We start from the raw sequence: 16510 nt of genomic DNA, 5'->3' as shown, positions 1-16510 counted from the left end.
GCGACATCGCGGGTGTCGAACGACTCGTGCGGTGTCGGTACCTGCGGGCGCGCGGGATGCGTGCGTATGAAGCGACATCGCGGGCGTCGAACGACTCGTGCGGTGTCGGAACTTGCGGACGCACGAGATGCATGCGTATGAAGCGACATCGTGGGCGTCGAACGACTCGTGCGGTGTCGGAACCTCCGCACGCACGACCTGGCCCGTACGACGACATCGCTGTCGTACGACCTCGACGGTGTCGCGCGAGTGGCCTGCGGACGCCCGGGCTCGGGCGCGCCTGACTCGGAACGACGACATCGCTGTCGTACGACCTCGGCGGTGTCGCATTGAGTCGGAGCGGCGCCACGACAGCACCCACGCCCGCGCCCTACGGCAGCGTCGGCGCCGCCTCGACCAGCGCCCGCGTGACGGGGTGCGTCGGCGCATCGAGGAGGGACACCGGCCCGTGCTCGACGATGCGCCCGGCCGACATCACCGCGATGGTGTCGCACAGCCGCTGCACCACCCCGATGTCGTGCGACACGAGCACGATCGTCAGCCCGAGCTCCGCCGCCAGCGAGTGGAACAACTCGATCACCCGTGCTCGGACGACCACGTCGAGGGCGCTCATCGGCTCGTCCCCGAACAGGATCCGCGGGCCGTGGACGATCGCCCGCGCGATCGCGATGCGCTGTCGCTGCCCGCCGGAGAACTCGTGCGGGTACCGGTCCACCGCGTCCGAGGGCAGGTCGACGCGCTCGAGCGCCGACGCGACCATCCCCGCGTGCGACGAACCAGAACCAGAACCAGAACCCGACACCGGCACCCGCATCGCCCGCAGCGGCTCCGCGACGATCTGCCCGACGCGCATCCTCGGGTCGAGCGACGCGTAGGGATCCTGGAACACCACCCCGGTCTCCCGCCGGAACCACCGCATCGCGGCAGCGGAGGCGGACGCGACCACCGGACGACCGGAGGCGGTCACGGTGCCGGCGGTAGGGGCCTCCAGGCCGGCGAGGAGCCGGACGAGGGTCGATTTGCCGGACCCGGACTCCCCGACGATCCCGAGCCGGGCACCGGCCGGGACGACCAGGTCGACGCCGTCGACGGCGGTGCGGATCGGTCCGGGCTCGAAGGGCCCTCGGCGGGGCAGTCGGTACGTCCGGTGCAGGCCGACGGCGGTGAGGGCGTCGGTCACGGGGTCCTCCTGGCGGTGGCACGGGCTGCCGCGACGAGCGCCCGTGTCGTGGGGTGCTGCGGCCGGGCGAGCAGGTCGGCGACGGAACCCGTCTCGACGACACGACCGGCGTCGAGCACGACGACGGAGTCGGCGATCTGGGCGAGCACCGCCAGGTCGTGCGTGACGAACAGCAGCGACACGTCCAGGCCGCGCAGCAGGTCGAGGATCCGCGCCTCGGTCGTGACGTCGAGCGCGGTGGTGGGTTCGTCCGCCACGAGGAGCTGCGGCGACCCGGCCAGCGCCATCGCGATGCAGATCCGCTGCCGCTGCCCACCGGAGAGCTGGTGCGGCCACTGGCGCAGCAGGGACTCGGGGTCGGGCAACCCGACCGCGACGGCGAGCTCCAGCGCCGCCGCGTCCGCCGCGCGCCGGTCGAGCCCGCGGTGCAGCCGGAGCGGCTCCGCGATCTGCTTCCCGACGCGCCGCAGGGGATCGAGGGCCGTGCCCGGCTCCTGGAACACCATCCCGATGCGCGCCCCGCGGTACGCCGCGCGCGCCCGGTCCGGCAGTCCGAGCAGCTCCTCGCCGTCGAGCCGCACCGACCCCGTCACGTCCGCACCGGTCGGTTCCAGCCCCATCAGGGCCAGGGAGGTCATGGACTTCCCTGAACCGGACGCGCCGATCACGCCGACGCGACCGCCGGGAGGCACGGTGAACGTCACGTCGTCGAGCACCGTCCGCCCCGCGATCCGGACCGACAGGCCCCGGACCTCGAGTCCGGTCGCTGCGGCGTTCACACGGTCACCCCCGGCACGGCGGTGGCGCGCTCGGTGTCGCTCGCGCGGTCCCCGGTGGTGAGCCGCGGGTCGGAGGCGTCGCGGACGGCGTCCCCGAGCAACGAGAGCGCCATCACGACGAGGGCGATGGCGGCGCCCGGCCAGGTCGCGCTCCACGGGTGCACGCCGATGTAGGTCTGCAGGTCGGACAGCAGGGTGCCCCACGACGCCGTTCCCGATCCTGCGCCGTAGCCGAGGTAGGAGAGCCCGGCCTCGGCGAGGACCGCCGTGGCCATCGCGAGCGACAGCTGCACGGTGAACAGCGGCGCCGCGTTCGGCACCAGGTGGCGCAGCAGCACCCCGCCGGGTCCGACGCCCGAGGCCCTGGCCGCCGTGACGTAGTCGCTCCTGGCGATGCGGCGGATCTCCCCGCGGGCGACCCGGGCGATCGTCACGCCGAACGCCAGCCCGACGGACACGATCACCACGCCGAGCGAGCCGCCGAACACCGCGGTGAGGAGCATCGCCGTCAGGAGCGTGGGGAACGCGACGAGGATGTCGAGGAGCACGGCCGTGCCCTCGCGGACCCAGCGAACGGTGAGGGAGCCGATCGCGGTGAGCACGATGCCGACGACGCTGGCGATGACCCCGGAGCCGACCGCGACGAGCACCGTCGTCCTGGTGCCTGCGAGCAGGTAGCTGGCGATGTCGCGACCGATGCCGTCGGTGCCGAACCAGTGCGCGGCACTCGGCGGGTCCCACTGGTGGAACGGGTCGGCGCGGAACGGGTCCTGCGGCGTCCACACGAGCGACACGGCGGCGAGCACCACGAGGAGCCCGAGGACGACCACGGCGAAGACCCCGGTCGGGCGGTGGAGGAGTCGGCGGATGCCGGATCCGGTCATCAGGTGGCCTCCCGCTGCCGGGGGTCGAGTGCGCGGTGCACGACGTCGACCGCGAAGCCGACGACCAGCACGAGCCCGGTGAGCACGAGCAGCTCCGACTGCACCTTCGTGACGTCACGGCGGCCGACGTCGGTGACGAGCATCCGGCCGACCCCGGGGAGCGAGAACAGCTGCTCGACGACGACCGCGCCGACCAGGAGGCCGGCGATCTGCACGCCGAGGACCGCGAGCACGGTCAGCGCGACCGACCCGAGCCCGTGCCGGAGCAGCGCCTGCGTGCGGGTGAGCCCCACGGCCGCGGCGGTGCGGAGGTGGTCGGCGTCGAGCACGGAGAGCGTCGCGGAGCGCGTGAAGCGGAGGATGACGGCACCCTCGACGGCGCCGATCGTCAGCGCGGGCAGCACGAGCGACGAGAACGCCCGCCCGGGTTCCGACCAGCCGTCGAGCGGGAAGCCCTGCGTCGGCAGCCAGTGCAGCGTCACGGCGAACAGCGCGACGAGGAGCATGCCGGCCCAGACGACGGGGACCGCGGCGACGGCCTGGGCCACGAACGCGATGACCGCCCCACCGGCACGCCGACGCAGCACCGCGGCGAGGACCCCGAGCGGGACCCCGAGCACGAGCGCCGCGGCGAGGGACATCCCCGCCAGCGGCAGCGTCACGCCGAGCTTCGCGGCGATCTCCGGACCGACCGCGCCGTTCGTCACGAGGGACTTCCCGAGGTCCCCGGTGACGACGCCGCCGATCCAGTCGAGGTACTGCAGCACCACGGGTCGGTCGAGACCGAGCTGGCGGCGGAGCTCCTCGACCTGCGCGGGCGTCGACTGGGTGCCCGCGACGACCTGGGCGACGTCACCGGGCAGCACGCGGAGCGTGGCGAAGATGATGACGCTCGCCACGAGCAGGCCGACGACGAGCAGGAGCACCCGCCCGATGAGGAACCGGGTCACGGGACGATGCTAGTTGCCCTGCGCGACCGCGAGCCCCGACAGGTCGAGCCGCGAGTTCCCGCCGTCGACCGGGAACCCGGTGACGCCCTTCCGGATCGCCGTGATCTCCGTGGCCGTGTACAGCCACTCGCCGGCCGCGTCCTCGCTGACGATCCGCGCGGCCTTCTTCAGCGCGGCGGCCTTCTCGGACGCGGACGTCGTCGCGACGGACTCGGCGTAGAGCGCCTGCACCCGTGCGTTGTCGTAGCCGAAGTAGTAGTCCGGGTTCGCCCAGTTGCCGAAGTCCCGGGCCTCGACGTGGTCGACCATCGACAGGTCGAAGTCACGGACGCCGGACTTCGGCGCCTGGAACACCGACGACAGCCACGTGGCGAAGTCGACGCGCTTGACGGTCAGGGTGATGCCGACGTCGGCGAGCTGGGACGTCAGCACGTCCCCGATGGTCGCCGGGTAGACGTTGGCGTAGGTCAGGGTGAGCTTCAGGTCCCGCGCCCCGGCCGCGGCGAGGAGCTCCTTCGCGTTCGACGGGTCATACGCGTCGACGTCGGTGAGGTCCTCGTACCCGGGGTCGAGCTCGGGGATCGGGCCGCCCTGCTCGACGCCCGTGCCGCCGATGGCCTTGATGAGCGCCTTCGGGTCGATGGCCTGCCGGATCGCCTGGCGGACCCGCTTGTCGGTGAAGGGCGCCTTGGCGTCGTTGAACGCGAGCGTGTACTTGTCGGTCGTCTTGCCGGAGTGCAGCGCGATGTCGGAGTTGCCCTGCAGCTGGCTCTTCAGCGTGCCGTCGACGGGGTTCAGCACGTCCACGTCCCCGTTCGCCATCGCGTTCACGGCCGTCGACGGGTCGGTGATGTACCGGAAGACGATCGACTTGACCTTCGCCTTCGTGCCCCAGTAGTCCGCGTTCCGGGTGAAGGTCAGCGAGTCGCCCTGCTTCCAGTTCGTGACCTCGAACGGGCCGGTGCCGTTCGCGCTGTCCGACAGGTCGTTGTCCGCGGCCTTCTCGAGCACGAGCCCGGCGCGACCGGTCAGGTTGAAGAGCAGGTCCGAGTCCGGCTTCGCCAGCGTCAGCACGACGGTGTCGGACGACGGCGACGCGATGGAGCTGACCCCGGCGAGCTTGGCCGAGTCGACGTAGGAGTCGTTGCCCTTGACCTGCTCGATCGACCAGACGACGTCGGCGGCGGTGACGGGTTTGCCGTCCTGGAAGGTGATGCCCTTGCGGAGCGTGAACGTGTACGTGCGGCCGTCGTCGGAGACCTCGTGCTTCGCCGCCAGCACGTCGCGGATCCCGCCCGTCGCGGTCCGGCCGACGAGTCCCTGATACACGTTGTCGATCAGGACCTGGTCGAGCGCCGCCCCGGACTGCGTGCGGATGTCGAGGCTGGTCGGTTCGAGCACCAGGCCGACGCGCACGGTCGCGTCCCTGCCGCCCGTGGGCGTCGTCGAGCCGGTGCACCCGGCGAGGGCGACGGTCGCCGCCACGGCGATCGCGGTCGCGGCGAGGACCGAGCGACGGACGTGCTGCCGACCGACGCGGGGGAGGGAGGGGCGCATGGGTGGTGTGTTCCTTCCGGGCGCACGGGGAGCGACGGTCGTCGCGCGCGCTCGGAAGAATCTACCGGCGCTCCGAGCGCTGTTCGACGCCGTACAACAATTCGTTGCGGACGCCCCATTCCCGGATGGCGGCCGCCAGGTCGAGCGGCGCCTGCGTCTGGACGGCGTGCCGGGCCTCCACCGTGACGATGGTCGCGGCCGGCAGCCGGTCGGCGAAGGTCGTGACGAGCTTCGGGGAGACGTAGCCGCGGTCGCCGCGGACGAGCAGGACCGGCACGTCGAGCGACTCCAGGTCCGGCCACGCGTCCGCGAACCGCCCGACCGACGAGGTCCGTCCGGCCGGCAGGTGCGGGAAGTGGTGCCGCCGGACCAGCCGCCCGTCCGCGCCGAGTCGGGTCGTGTGCCGGGCCTCCCGGAGGAGCAGCTGGCGGTCGTCCCCGACCCTGGCCTCGACTGCGCGGTCGACGACCTCGTCGAGGTCCTCGAACGGCGGCTCGGACTCCAGCGCCCGCGCGATCCGGTCAACGGCGCGCTGAGCGAAGTCCGGCGACATGTCGACGAGCACCAGGCCGGTGACGCGCTCCGGCGCCGTGGCCGCGATCCGGGCCGCCAGGATCGCGCCGAGCGAGTGCCCCACGACCACGCCGGGCGGCACCGCGAGCGTGTCGAGCGCAGCGAGCACCGCGGGGGCGGTGGCGGACGCCGCGTAGTCGGCGTCGTCCCGCCAGGCCGAGCGCCCGTGGCCGGGCAGGTCGAGTGCGACCGCCGGCTCGCCGACGGCGATCGCCGTCTGGTCGAAGCTGTGGGCGTCGATGCCGAGCCCGTGCAGGTAGACGACCCGGGCCTCCCGGCCGGCGTCCGCGGGGTCCTGCCAGCGGATCGCGGAGACCGCACCGTGTCCGTCGGGTCCCGGCGTGGCCGGGATCTCCTGCCGGGAGGCTCGCAGCGGCTCCGTCACGCCGCTCGCGCGGGCCAGGTCGGGCAGGTCCCGGAACTCGTCGTCGTCGTGCACACGGCCAGTCTCGCACCGCGCGGACTCTTGGCTGGCTTAGGTAAGGCATGCCATACTTCTGGTGTGGCAGCCCGGTACCGTGTGTTCTCCGTCCGCGTGGCAGCCGTGTCCTCGCTCACGCCCCACTTCGTGCGGGTGACGCTCACGGGCGACGAGCTCGGCGCGTTCTCCTCGGTCGGACTCGACCAGCGGATCAAGGTCGTCCTGCCGATCCCCGGGCACGGGTTCACCGACCTGCCCGACGGCGAAGAGTGGTACACGGCCTGGCGTGCCCTGCCCGACGACACGCGGAACCCGCTCCGCACGTACACCGTCCGGTCCTTCCGCCCCGATGCCCGCGAGCTCGACATCGACTTCGTCGCCCACGGTGACACCGGACCCGCGTCGCGCTGGGTCGCCGGGTGCGCTGTCGGCGACGAGCTCCGCATCGTCGGACCCGCCGTGCCGTCCTCCCCGGACGAGCTGCCCTCCGGCGCCGCCGAGTTCGCGCCGGGTGCGGCCAACCGGATCCTGCTCGCCGGTGACGAGACCGCTGCGCCCGCGATCTGCGCCATCCTCGAGGCACTCGACGTCACCACCGTCGGCCACGTCTTCATCGAGGTCCCCACGGACGCCGACCGGCTGCCGGTGACCGCGCCCGCCGGGGTCGAGGTCCGCTGGATCGCCCGCAACGGCGCCTCGCACGGCGTCCGGATGACGGACCACGTGCACGCGTGGGCGTCGAGCGCGGTGTCGCCGCTGTCGACGTCGGGTCTCGTGCCGGTCGCCGGGGCAGGCGTCGTCGGTCCGGGTGTCCCCGGGGTGGGTCTCCCCGGGGCCGCCGTCGCCGGGGTGGACGTCGCCGACGTGGAGCTCGCGGACGTGGATGTCGACCACCAGACGCTGTGGGACGTGCCCACCGCCGAGTCGCACCGTCCCGTCTACGCCTGGATCGCGGGCGAGGCCGCCTGCATCAAGGAGCTCCGCCGCCACCTCGTGCGGGGCGTCGGCCTCGACCGCAAGCAGGTCGCCTTCATGGGCTACTGGCGGCACGGCAAGGCCGAGAACTAGCCCGGTGTCCGCTCCCGCCGTGCCCGCCGTCGGCACCGTCCCCACGACGGCGCTCGGTGCTCGCGGCCTGACGCTCGCGTACGACGACCGCGTCGTGGTGGACGGTCTCGACGTCGACGTGCCGGACGGCGAGCTCACCGTCATCGTCGGCCCGAACGCGTGCGGGAAGTCCACGCTGCTGAAGGCTTTCGCGCGCACGCTGAAGCCGAGCGCCGGCACCGTGTTCCTGGACGGCGCACCGCTCGGGTCCTACCGCCCCAAGGCCGTCGCGCGCCGCGTGGCGATGCTCCCGCAGACGCCGATCGCCCCCGACGGCATCACCGTCCGCGACCTCGTGTCCCGCGGACGCTTCCCGCACCAGGACCTCTTCCACCCGTCCTCCGGGTCCGACCGTGCCGCCGTGCAGCAGGCGTTGGCGCAGACCGACACCGTCGACCTCGCGGACCGCGGTGTCGACGAGCTCTCCGGAGGGCAGCGGCAGCGCGTCTGGATCGCGATGGTGCTGGCGCAGGAGACCGACATCGTGCTGCTCGACGAGCCCACGACGTTCCTCGACATCGCGCACCAGTACGACGTCCTCGAGCTCGCGGCAGCGCTGCACGCGGCGGGCCGTACGGTCGTCGCGGTCCTGCACGACCTGAACCAGGCAGCGCGGTACGCGACGCACGTCATCGCGATGCGCGAGGGCGCGGTCGTGGCGCAGGGCTCGCCGGCCGCCGTGCTGACGGCTGACCTCGTCGAGGACGTCTTCGGCCTGCCCTGCGTCGTCGTCCCCGACCCCGAGACCGGCACGCCGCTCGTCGTGCCGCGTCGCGCGCGCTGAGGCCGAGCCGCGCCGAGTGGTCGGGACGCCCCGCTCGCGTTCGGCGAGTGGTCGCGTCTGGTCGCCCGGGAGGCCGCCGGCCGACGGGTCGTGACCGTTCGGCGGCACGTCGGCGGGGTGTGGTGACCGGTCGGTGGCGTGCCGGCGGGGTGTCGTGACCGGTCGGCGGGCGGGAGGCGCGGTGCGGGGCCGCCACGGGCCTCCCGTCCGGCGGTGAGCCGGAGGTCAGCGGTAGCCGCCGTCCTCCAGACCGGCCTCGACCTCGAAGCGGTTGCGCAGGGGGTCGCGGCCCGCGGCCGCGTAGAGCACCGGCATGAGCATGCCGTACCGCCGCCACTGCGCCACGTGCACCCGCTCGTGCCGGAGCACCCGGGGGCCGTCGTTGTCGCGCGTCAGGTAGACGGACCCGACGCAGGTGCCACCACGCCGGAACACCCAGCGCGGCAGCCCCGTGCAGACGATCAGCCCGTCGACGACCCGGACGGGACCGGTCGACAGGGGCAGCCCGACGGCGAGACCGACGAGCGTGCCGAACAGCCAACCGACCCGCGAGACGGGGGAGTCGAGCAGGGGGTTGCGCACTCGCTACTCCGGGCGGCCGTAGGTCTCGAGGAGGCGCAGCCAGATCTCGTTCATCGTCGGGTAGGCGGGGACGGCGTGCCAGAGGCGGTTGATCGGGACCTCGCCGACGACGGCGATGGTAGCGCCCTGCAGCATCTCGGCGACGTCCTGACCGACGAAGGTCATGCCGACGACGACCTTGCGGTCCTCGTCCACGACCATGTTCGCCCGGCCGACGTAGCCGTCTGCCTGCAGTGCGGCGCCGGCGATGCTGCCGAGCTCGTACTCGACGACGCGGACGTTGAGTCCCTGCTGCTTGGCCTTCTCCTCGGTGAGGCCGACGCTGGCGACCTCGGGGTCGGTGAAGGTGACCTGCGGCGCGGCGGCGTGGTCGGCGGTGGCCACGTGTGCGCCCCACGGCTCGGTGTGCAGCGGGGTGCCCTGGACGCGGGCGGCGATGGCGTCACCGGCGGCCCGGGCGTGGTACTTGCCCTGGTGGGTGAGGAGCACGCGGTGGTTCACGTCGCCGACGGCGTACAGCCAGTCGGTGCCGGTGACGAGCATGGTGTCGTCGACGTCGAGCCAGTCGCCGGCGGTCAGCCCGACGGACTCGAGGCCGAGGTCCTTCGTGTGCGCGGCGCGGCTGGTGGCGGCGAGGACCTCGCTGGTGATGACGGTGGTGCCGTCGTCGAGGGTCGTCGTGACCAGGCCGTGCTCGTCGCGGTCGACGCGGGTCGGGTTGACGCCGGTGCGGACGTCGATGCCGGAGGCGCGCATCGCGTCGGCGACGAGCTCACCGGCGAACGGCTCCATGCCGCCGAGCAGACCGTGGCGGGCCACCAGGGTGACCTTCGCGCCGAGTGAGGACCAGGCGGTGGCCAGCTCGGACCCGGCGACGCCGCCGCCGATGACCATGAGGCTCTCGGGGACCTGGCGGGCGCTGGTGCCCTCGCGGGTGCCCCACGGCTTCGCGTCCGCGAGACCGTCGATCGGCGGCAAGGTGTGCAGCGACCCGGTGACGACCGCGACCGCCGCGCGGGCGGTGTGGGTCTCGACCTGGCCGTCGGGGCCGGTGACCTCGAGCGTCTTCGGGCCGGTGATCCGGGCGTGGCCGCGGAGCAGGGCGATGTCGGCGGACTCGAGCCAGGCGACCTGGCTGCTGTCGTCCCAGTCGCTCGTGAACGACGTGCGGCGGGCCAGCACGGCGGCGGCGTCGAGCGTCCCGGTCACGGCCTGCTTCGCGCCGTCGAGTCGCCTGGCCGCTGCGAGGGCGTGGCCGCTGCGGAGGAGTGCCTTCGAGGGCATGCACGCCCAGTAGGAGCACTCGCCGCCGACGAGCTCCGCCTCCACCACGGCGACCGACAGGCCGCGCTTGTGGGCGTAGTCCGCCACGTTCTCGCCGACAGCGCCGGCTCCGATCACGATGAGGTCGTAGTCCGTCATGTCGCCGAGCGTACGCGGACCGGCATGGCCCCCGCCGAACGGGCTGTGCCCCGGCGGTGATCAGGAGCGGGCACCGTGGTGATCAGGAGCGGTCACCGTGGTGATCAGGAGCGAGCGCGGTCAGGACTGCCCTCAGGACACGCGGGACGCCGCCGACAGGGCACCGACGGCCCGCAGGATGACGCCCATGTCGTCGACCGCCCGGTCCGGGTCGACGGGAGCGAAGCCGGTGATCGCCGCGCCGACGAGCCGACGGCCGCGGGTCGCCGCCTGGATGCGCTCGACGAGCCCGGCGCCGTCGAGGCCGAACGGCACGGGTTCGAGCAGGCCGTCGACCTCGGACGGGTCGAGGACGTCGAGGTCGACGTGCACGTAGACGGAGTGCGCGCCGGTGGCGTCGACCGCGGCGGCGAGGGCCTCCGGCGTCGCGGCGTCGACGTCGAGGTGGTGGATCCCGGCGCGGGTGACGGCGTTCACCTCGGCGTCCTCCACCCCGCGGGTGCCAGCGAGGACGACGGACCCGGCGGGCACGGTCGGCAGGTCGGGGAAGAGGTCGGCCGGGCGGTCGACCAGCAGCCGGAGCGCCGCGGTCTCGGCGGCGACGGGCTGCGCACGGTTGAGGGGGCGGTAGCCGCTGGAGCCCGAGATCCGCACGAAGGCGGTGCCGGTTGCGAGCGCGACGCTGCCGCCGAGGACACTGGCGCCGTCGCCGCCGATCACGAGCACCGGCTCGCTGGCGATGGCGACCTCCTGTGCGACGCGGTCCGCGACCTGCAGCACCGAGGAGTACCGCGCGACGGCGGTCTCGAGGCGGTCGCCGGCTCCGACCGGGACGTCGACGACGGTGGTGGCGGCGCGGGGGAGGTCGGCTGCGATCGCGGTCGCGCCGTCGCCGAGGCGCATCGCACGCGACGACGCCGAACCCTGCCACTGACCGACGACGAGGAACTGCATGTCCTCATCCTGTCAGGCGGGTCCGGCGTCGTCGCGGATGTCGCTCTCAGACTCGACTAGATCGTCGAGGAGCCGCCCGACTTCAGCGCGGCGAGACGGGCCTCGACCTCGGCGTCGCGGCCGACGTCCTCGAGGCTCTCGAACTGGGCGTCGAGGCTCGATGCCTGGAGTTCCTGCTGGCCGATCACCTTGGCCTCTTCGCGGCGGACCTTCTCCTCGAAGCGTGCGAGGTCGCTCGTCGGGTCGGTGACGTCGATGTTGCCGACGGCGTCGTTGACCTTCGACTGGGCCTCGGCCGTCTTGGCGCGCGCGACCAGGCTGTTGCGCTTGGCCTTGAGCTCCTCGAGCTTCTGCTCCATGCCGGCGAGGCCCTGCTTGAGCTTGTCGACCTGCTCGTTCTGCGTGGCGAGCGGCGACGCGTTGTCCTTGACCTCTTGTTCGGCGGCGATCTGCTTGCCGATGGCGATCTTGGCGAGGTTGTCGAACTTGTCGGCGTCGGCGGACTTGCCCTCGGCTCGGTACTTGTCGGCGGCGACGGACGCGTTGGCGGCCTTCTGGCCCCACTCCTGTGCCGCGCGGATGTCTTCCTCGTTGTCCTGCTCGAGCAGGCGGAGGTTGCCGATCGTCTGCGCGATGGCGCTCTTGGCGTCGGCGATGTTGTTCGTGTAGTCGCGCACGAGCTGGTCGAGCATCATCTGCGGGTCTTCCGCGTTGTCGATGAGCTGGTTGACGTTCGCCCGGACGAGTCCGGAGATGCGACCGAAGATGGACTGCTTTGCCATTGCTGTTCCCTTTCCTGGGGTGGTCTGCTGGGTGTTCGTGGGGGAGTCGAGTGGGCGCTGACGGGTCAGAACCGGCCGCCGCCGGAGAAGCCGCCGCCCCCGCCGCCGCCACCTCCGCCGAAGCCGCCGCCCCCGCCGAAGCCGCCTCCGCCCCCGCCGAAGCCCCCGCCGCCGAACGAGCCGCCGCCGTAGCTGCCGCCGCGGCCGCCGAGGAGCCCGCCGAGCACGATGCCGGTGACGAGCCCGCCGAGCTGGGCGCCGTTGCCGCCACCGCCCGCGCCGGGCCAGCCGCCCATGTCGTTGCCGGCTTCGTCCATCGCGGCAGCGGCGTACTGCTCCGCCGCCCGGGCAGCCTGCAGTCCCTGCTGTGGGTCGTGGGTGGCGAGCTGCACGGCGTCGTCGAGCGCGCGTTCGGCTTCGGACAGCCGCGTCCGTGCCGTGGGGCCGACACCACCACGGCGCAGCGAGATGAACTCGCGCGCCTGGCTGATGCGGGTGCGGGCGTCGCGCAGGGCGGCGTTCAGGGCCTGCTGCGCGCGCTGCTGCTGCTCCTGCGCGGTGCGGGCGGAGGCCAGGGCCGCGTCGATCTCGGTGTTCGCGCGGGTGAGCGAGTCGACCGCGGCGATCGGGTCCTTCGGGTCGAGCCGTTCGCGGAGGACGGTCTCGGCGGTGACGACCGCGGCGGCGAGCGCGGGGGTGGTCGTGCGCATGGCCCGAGCCGCGGCGACGTCGCCCTGGATGTCGAGGCGCATGGCGTCGACGCGGGCTGACGCTTCGCGGAAGGTGGCCTCGGCACCGGTGGCACTGGCGGTCAGCTGCTGGACCTGGGCCAGGGCGTGCTGGGCGTCACGGACGGCGACGACGGCCTGGCCCCTGTCACCGCTCGCGATGGCGGCGTCGGCGGCCTGGGAGCGCTCGGTGGCGAACGTGAGGACCTCGTGGGCCTGGTCCACCGCATCGGCGACCGAGGCCAGGGTGCGGCCGCCGTACGCCGCACGGACACGGTCGAGGGCGGTGGCGGCAGCAGCGAGCTCAGCCGGGGCCGCGCGGACGGCGTCGCCGAGGGCCGCAGCGGCACCCTCGACGCCGTCCTCGAGCGAGCGGAGCTGGTCGAACGACTCCGTCTGCTGCTCGATGGACGCGTGCGCCTGTTCGCAGATCTGGATGATCTGGTTCGACCACTCGGCGCGCTGCTGCGGGGAGTCGGGGATCTCGTCGTCGAGCTGCTGCTGGAACGTGAACGCCCGGCGGACGTCCTTCTTGGCAGCGGCGACGGCCTTGGCGAACGGTTCGGCCGCCTCGGCACCGAACTGGGCGGTGGCGAAGCCGACCTCTTGTTCAGCGGTGCGGAGCTCGTCGTCGATGGTGACGAGTGCCCCACCGGCGGTGCGTTCGAGGTCGGCGAGGGAGGCCGCCTGTGCCCGGGTGGCCTCGGCCCGGCGGCGGAGGTTCCGGCGGCGGATGACCAGCACCACGACGACGATCGCGACGACGATGACGAGCAGCGCGATCCAGAGCCCCGTCAGGTTCGCGGGCTCCTGGCTGTCGCCGAGCCCGGTGGCGAACGCCGTCGCCGCGCCGGCCCAGTCGTTGTCCCGGAGCTTCGGGATGAGGTCGTCGTTCACCGCGGACTGCACGTCCGACGCGGAGATCGAGGTCTCGTTCGTCTGCTGGACGTCGTACGTGCGCGCCTGGGTGGCGATGGAGAGCAGGATGCCGTTGGAGTCGATCTGGTTCTGCGACATGGTCGCGTCGCCCCAGGCGGTGTGGTCGGTCGGGTCGGTGAACTCCGGCACGAACACGACGTAGAGCTGCGTGTCGGTCTGGTCGGCCAGGTCCCGGACCGCGCGTTCCACTGAGGCCTGCTGGGCTCCGGTCAGGGCGTCGGCATCGTCGAGGACGTAGGCGCCGCCGAGGTCGACCGGTGCGGTCGCCTGCGCTGCCGTCGCCGGTGCCACGACCAGGAACGCCGCGACGAGGGCAGCGGCGACGCGCGCCGCCCACCGCCCGGACGTCCCCCTGTCCGTGCTCGACCGCCTGGTGTCCGATCCACGCTGGACCGCTCGCATCCGTTCTCCGTCCGTCCGGCAGCGCCCGCGCCCGCGGCCCGGGAGGCCCGGTGTGCCGCGGAGGGAGCGCCGTCGCCCGAAGTGTATCCAGGCAGCGCACGCGTTCCCCCAGAACCACCATGCCTGTGGACAGACTGCGTCGGGGGACGGGATCTGTCCCCCGACGAGGGGTACCATCGGCGCAAGTGACCGTTTCGACGACGAAAGGGGTCTGCAGATGGAACGAACGATGAACACCGAGGTCGTCCCGTTGGAGGACGGCTTCCACCGGGTGTCGACACCGGCGAGCGGCGTGATCGGCTTCGTGCGGGAGCACAACGGCCGGTACGAGGTCCTGCGGGGACGTGTCCGTCAGGCCACGCGGTCCGAGGGCCAGTACTCCACGATGAACGTGGCGCTGATCGCGCTCACGCACGCCTGACCGACGCCACGGTGCACCCGAGGCACCGTGCCGCACACGGGGCGCCGCCAGCGATGGCGGCGCCCCGTGTGCGTCCGCGGGTGACAACCTGCCCACGTACGCTGCGGGGATGGGTGAGCGGAGCCTCCAGGCCGTGACGGTGCGCCTCGCGCACCAGGGGCGGTCCCGTGCAGCCGACCGGGAGGCCCTCCTCGCGTCCGCCGCGGAGCTCACCGGCGCGGACCCCGCGTCCACCGGCGTCGGCCGCCGGTGCGCGCACTGCGGCAGCGACACGCACGGCCAGCCCTGGGCGACCGTGCACGGTGTCGCCGTCGGGGTGAGCCTGTCCCGGACGCCCGGGGTGCTCGCCCTGGCGGTGGGGCCCGTCGGTCTCGGCGTCGACGTCGAGCGCGTCAGCCGGGTGGCCGCGGCGCCCCTCGACGCGTCCACCCCGGGGGAGCACGCGCGGTACGGGGCCGACCCCGTCCGACTGGCGGCGTGCTGGGCGGCGAAGGAGGCGGTGCTGAAGCGGGACGGCCGCGGGCTCCGTGTCGACCCGGCGGCCGTCGACGTCGACCTCGACGCGGGCACCGCCGTGCTCGACGGCGCCGTGCACCGGGTGCGGGTGCTGCACCTCGACGACGACCTCGTGCTGGCCGTGGCGACCGACACCGAGCGGATCGTGCTCGACGACCAGCGCGACCGTTAGCGCTGGCGCGTCGGCAGCTCCGGGACGCCCGGCTCGTCGATCCACGGCGCCAGCACGGCCGCGATCTCGCTCGCGCTGCGGTCGGCCGCGTCGGCGAACGCGTCGTGGACGTCCTCGGGCGTGACCGTGCCGTGGCGGTGCCGGTCGGTGACGGTGCGGAGCCCGGCGAAGAAGGCGTCGTCACCGACCGTCCGCCGGAGGGTGTGCAGGGCCAGGGCCCCGCGCTTGTAGACCCGGTCGTCGAACAGGTCCGCCGGGCCGGGGTCGGCGACGACGAGGTCCTCGGGCTGGTCGAGCAGGCCCGCCCGTGCCCGCGCTGCCAGGTCGTCCGCCGTGTCGCCGCCGCGGTGCTCGGACCAGAGCCACTCGGCGTGGCAGGCGAAGCCCTCGTGCAGCCAGATGTCCCGCCAGCGCCCGAGGGTCACCGAGTTGCCGAACCACTGGTGCGCGAGCTCGTGGGCGATGAGCCGGTCGGTGCCGTGCTCGCCGTCGACGTGGTTGCGGCCGAAGACGGCGAGCCCGTGGGCCTCGAGGGGGATCTCGAGTTCGTCGTCGGTGACGACCACGCCGTACGCGGGGAACGGGTACGGGCCGAAGCGGTCGGCGAAGAGCGCGAGCATCTCCGGCACCTGGCTGAAGTCCGTCTTCGCGGCCGCGGTGAGGTCGGCGGGGTGGTGCACGGTGACCGGGACGCCGGCGCCGGCGTCCCGGAGCGTGTGGGTGCGGTAGCGGCCGATCTGCACGGTCGCCAGGTACGTCGCCATCGGGTCGGTCGTGGCGTACGTCCACCGGGTGCCGCGGCCGGCGCGCTCCCTGCCGAGCAGCTCCCCGTTCGCGACGACGTCGTAGCCGGACTCGCAGGTGATCTCGAAGCGGTAGGTGGCCTTGTCGTCCGGGCGGTCGTTGCACGGGAACCAGGACGGGGCGCCGGTGGGCTGTGACGCGACGATGACGCCGTCGGTGAGTTCCTCCCAGCCGATCTGGCCCCACGGGCTGCGGAGCGGTCGCGGGGCGCCCTTGTACCGGACGTGCATCGTGAACGGGTCACCCGCGGCGATGGGCGTCGCCGGGGTGACCGTCAGCTTGTGCACGCCCGTCGACGCCTTGCGGGCCCGCTGCCCGTCGACGTCGACCCGGTCCACACCGAGACCGTGCAGGTCGAGCACGACCTTGTCGAGGGCGGTGACGGCGGTGGCGGTGATCGTGGCCTCGGCCTCGAGCCGGTTCGTCGACACCCGGTAGTCGAGGCGGAGCTCGTAGTGCGACGCCCGCCACCGTCGGTCGCCGTCGTGCGGGGTGTACGGGTCGGCGTCGGCGTGCTCGGTCGGTGCGGGGTTCATCGGCTTCACGGTGCCGG

16 protein-coding genes are annotated in these 16510 nt (G+C 73.2%); 4 read left to right on the top strand and 12 right to left on the bottom strand.

Going from position 1 to position 16510, the window contains the following annotated elements; genetic code table 11:
* Nucleotides 1–370: 370 nt before the first annotated feature.
* The 6 genes from OVA28_RS14715 to OVA28_RS14690 form a co-directional block, all read right to left on the bottom strand.
* A complete protein-coding gene (locus tag OVA28_RS14715; RefSeq protein ID WP_268097465.1) occupies nt 371–1180 on the bottom strand; it encodes an ABC transporter ATP-binding protein in 810 nt (269 codons plus the stop codon).
* Nucleotides 1177–1959, bottom strand: coding sequence for an ABC transporter ATP-binding protein (locus OVA28_RS14710; RefSeq protein WP_268097464.1), 783 nt, complete (start codon nt 1957–1959; stop codon nt 1177–1179). Before OVA28_RS14710 ends, OVA28_RS14715 begins: the two co-directional genes overlap by 4 nt.
* A complete protein-coding gene (locus OVA28_RS14705; protein WP_268097463.1) occupies nt 1956–2843 on the bottom strand; it encodes an ABC transporter permease in 888 nt (295 codons plus the stop codon). The genes OVA28_RS14710 and OVA28_RS14705 overlap by 4 nt, the downstream gene beginning before the upstream one ends.
* The gene (locus OVA28_RS14700) at nt 2843–3793 is read right to left on the bottom strand and encodes an ABC transporter permease (RefSeq protein WP_268097462.1); all 951 of its coding nucleotides are present in this window, start codon (nt 3791–3793) and stop codon (nt 2843–2845) included. The genes OVA28_RS14705 and OVA28_RS14700 overlap by 1 nt, the downstream gene beginning before the upstream one ends.
* Before the next feature lie 9 nt (nt 3794–3802).
* The gene (locus OVA28_RS14695) at nt 3803–5350 is read right to left on the bottom strand and encodes an ABC transporter substrate-binding protein (protein WP_268097461.1); all 1548 of its coding nucleotides are present in this window, start codon (nt 5348–5350) and stop codon (nt 3803–3805) included.
* A 61-nt stretch (nt 5351–5411) separates the two neighbouring features.
* Nucleotides 5412–6362 (bottom strand): alpha/beta fold hydrolase, encoded by a 951-nt coding sequence (locus OVA28_RS14690; RefSeq protein WP_268097460.1) that lies wholly within the window; start codon nt 6360–6362, stop codon nt 5412–5414.
* A 63-nt stretch (nt 6363–6425) separates the two neighbouring features.
* On the opposite strand from OVA28_RS14690, the gene OVA28_RS14685 reads away from it, so the two are divergent.
* Together OVA28_RS14685 and OVA28_RS14680 are read left to right on the top strand one after the other, a co-directional pair.
* A complete protein-coding gene (locus tag OVA28_RS14685) occupies nt 6426–7412 on the top strand; it encodes a siderophore-interacting protein (protein ID WP_268097458.1) in 987 nt (328 codons plus the stop codon).
* A 4-nt stretch (nt 7413–7416) separates the two neighbouring features.
* Entirely contained in the window at nt 7417–8235 is an 819-nt protein-coding gene (locus tag OVA28_RS14680) for an ABC transporter ATP-binding protein (protein WP_268097457.1), read from the top strand.
* A gap of 225 nt (nt 8236–8460) precedes the next feature.
* Here OVA28_RS14680 and OVA28_RS14675 read toward each other — a convergent pair whose 3' ends face one another.
* The 5 genes from OVA28_RS14675 to OVA28_RS14655 form a co-directional block, all read right to left on the bottom strand.
* Nucleotides 8461–8817 carry a Fe-S oxidoreductase gene (locus OVA28_RS14675; RefSeq protein WP_194625470.1) on the bottom strand — a complete coding sequence of 119 codons (357 nt, stop codon included), beginning with the start codon at nt 8815–8817 and terminating at the stop codon, nt 8461–8463.
* 3 nt (nt 8818–8820) lie between these two features.
* On the bottom strand, nt 8821–10239 hold the full coding sequence (locus OVA28_RS14670; protein ID WP_268097456.1) for a dihydrolipoyl dehydrogenase family protein: 1419 nt from the start codon (nt 10237–10239) through the stop codon (nt 8821–8823).
* A gap of 132 nt (nt 10240–10371) precedes the next feature.
* A complete protein-coding gene (locus OVA28_RS14665) occupies nt 10372–11193 on the bottom strand; it encodes an arginase family protein (RefSeq protein WP_194660363.1) in 822 nt (273 codons plus the stop codon).
* 56 nt (nt 11194–11249) lie between these two features.
* Entirely contained in the window at nt 11250–11975 is a 726-nt protein-coding gene (locus OVA28_RS14660) for a PspA/IM30 family protein (protein WP_194660364.1), read from the bottom strand.
* A gap of 65 nt (nt 11976–12040) precedes the next feature.
* Nucleotides 12041–14044 carry a TPM domain-containing protein gene (locus tag OVA28_RS14655; RefSeq protein ID WP_268097455.1) on the bottom strand — a complete coding sequence of 668 codons (2004 nt, stop codon included), beginning with the start codon at nt 14042–14044 and terminating at the stop codon, nt 12041–12043.
* 217 nt (nt 14045–14261) lie between these two features.
* On the opposite strand from OVA28_RS14655, the gene OVA28_RS14650 reads away from it, so the two are divergent.
* Nucleotides 14262–14465 carry a hypothetical protein gene (locus tag OVA28_RS14650; RefSeq protein ID WP_071274881.1) on the top strand — a complete coding sequence of 68 codons (204 nt, stop codon included), beginning with the start codon at nt 14262–14264 and terminating at the stop codon, nt 14463–14465.
* A gap of 109 nt (nt 14466–14574) precedes the next feature.
* Nucleotides 14575–15153 carry a 4'-phosphopantetheinyl transferase family protein gene (locus OVA28_RS14645; RefSeq protein ID WP_268097454.1) on the top strand — a complete coding sequence of 193 codons (579 nt, stop codon included), beginning with the start codon at nt 14575–14577 and terminating at the stop codon, nt 15151–15153.
* Here OVA28_RS14645 and OVA28_RS14640 read toward each other — a convergent pair.
* Nucleotides 15150–16493 carry a M1 family metallopeptidase gene (locus OVA28_RS14640; protein WP_268097453.1) on the bottom strand — a complete coding sequence of 448 codons (1344 nt, stop codon included), beginning with the start codon at nt 16491–16493 and terminating at the stop codon, nt 15150–15152. The genes OVA28_RS14645 and OVA28_RS14640 overlap by 4 nt on opposite strands.
* Between the last annotated feature and the right edge of the window lie 17 nt (nt 16494–16510).

This window comes from Curtobacterium sp. SL109 (assembly GCF_026672405.1).
Taxonomy (GTDB): domain Bacteria; phylum Actinomycetota; class Actinomycetes; order Actinomycetales; family Microbacteriaceae; genus Curtobacterium.
The sequence above is the reverse complement of the archived record's forward strand: the minus strand, read 5'-3'. Positions and strand labels throughout refer to the sequence as shown.